Consider the following 1,828-nt stretch of genomic DNA (forward strand, 5'->3'; position numbering starts at 1 on the left):
AATCGAGTAGAGGGAAAATAAATGTATTATTTTCGCCCCTCTCACAACACCGTACGTACGGATCGCGTATACGGCGTTTCAATTTATATCACAGTGTGTACTTTTAGATAATGTTCTAAAGCAGAGGGGACTCCCCTCTGCTTTAGTCTTTTGTTTGAGATTGCTCTTTGGACGACTTTTGATAATGCTATGAATCGGAAGCCTTTTCGACAGTAGGTTAATCCCTTCGCTTCTTCCTGCGGAATCCCTAGTTGAATAAGCGATTTAATCTGTTTCTTCGCTACTTTCCATTGTTTCCAGATGATGACTCTAATTCTGGAGCGAAGCTTTTTGTCTATTCGGTCAATCAGCTTTTTCATTTTTGCCACTCTGAAGTAATTTACCCATCCAAATATAACTTGTTTCAGTTTCAATATTCGGTAGTCTAGTGGAACACTCCAGTTCCGTTTTGTCAGTTGTCGAAGCTTCCTTTGAAACTTCTGTACCGAACTTGGGTGAGGTTTCAATTGATATCTCTTGTTATTAATGTCGTAATAGTACCCAAATCCTAAGAATTTCAATTCTTTTGGACGTGAGATTCTACTCTTCTCTACGTTGACTATCAGACCTAATTTCTCTTCTATAAATCTCACGATTGAATCCATTACTCTATTTGCTGCTTTTTCACTTTTCACAAAGATAAGGGCATCATCTGCGTACCTCACGAACCTTAGCCCTCTTTTCTCTAGTTCCTTATCAAGTTCGTTTAACATAATATTACTCAATAATGGACTGAGGTTTCCTCCTTGCGGAGTACCAACAGGTGTGTCTTCATATTTTCCATTCACCATGACTCCACTGACTAAGTATTTTCTAATTAACGAGATGACATCTCCGTCTTTTATTGTATTGGATATAATTCGCATGAGTTTATCGTGATGGACGGTATCGAAAAATCTTTCAAGGTCAATGTCGATTACCCAATCATGACTATCATTCAGAAATTCCAGGCTTTTTATAATCGCCATCTCACAACTTCTTTTTGGTCTGAAACCGTAACTGAATTCACTGAATTGCTTTTCAAATATCGGACTGAGTACTTGATGAATGGCTTGTTGAACGACCCTATCCACTACTGTTGGTATTCCCAATTTGCGCATCTTTCCATTTTCTTTTGGGATCTCCACTCGTAAGGCAGCTTGTGGTTGGTATTTCCTTGTTCTGATGCGCTGGCGCAGTTCATCCTTGTTCTCTTTCAAATATTGCTTCAGTTCATCGACTGTTATTCCATCGACACCACTTGCCCCTTTATTTTTATAAACACGCAAGTAAGCTTCATTCATGTTTTGATTACTTAAAATCTGTTCTAACAGTTCCACACTCGTTTCTCCTTTCCTCTCACGTAGTAAGTGATAGCTCCATTTTGGTTATCCTTTGAGATACGCTCATACTTTCACCATTAACACATTCGGAGTTCGTCACTTACGCATTCGTGGCGTTGAAACACTATAAATTGTTCAGCCCTTCATGAATGGTTTCATTACTATGGCTTCTGCTGACTTCTTGCGGCTAACCTTTTTCGACTGTACTCCTGTACATCCGCAAGACCTCCCAGGGTAAGACAACTATCTTTCCTCTTTTACTCGCCTGATTTACTCTACAAAGTTACGCACATCTTTTGGACTTTGACTTGCTTAGGAGTCTAATCCCTTTATAAAGCCTTAGTATCAGATTTCTGTTCGTCGAGTCAAGATTTTATTCCACGCTTCCTCCAGCCCTTACCTCACGATAAGTACCTTGCGCTTCCTTAGTGGTTGGTCGATGTGTACCCCCACAGTGGACTTTCACC

General features: G+C 39.9%; 1 protein-coding gene. It reads right to left on the reverse strand.

Going from position 1 to position 1,828, the window contains the following annotated elements:
- Positions 1-83: 83 nt before the first annotated feature.
- Positions 84-1,358 carry a group II intron reverse transcriptase/maturase gene (gene ltrA / locus D1953_RS20875; RefSeq protein ID WP_119119067.1) on the reverse strand — a complete coding sequence of 425 codons (1,275 nt, stop codon included), beginning with the start codon at positions 1,356-1,358 and terminating at the stop codon, positions 84-86.
- Between the last annotated feature and the right edge of the window lie 470 nt (positions 1,359-1,828).

It is taken from the genome of Peribacillus asahii, assembly GCF_003570725.1.
In the GTDB taxonomy this organism is placed as follows: domain Bacteria; phylum Bacillota; class Bacilli; order Bacillales; family DSM-1321; genus Peribacillus; species Peribacillus asahii.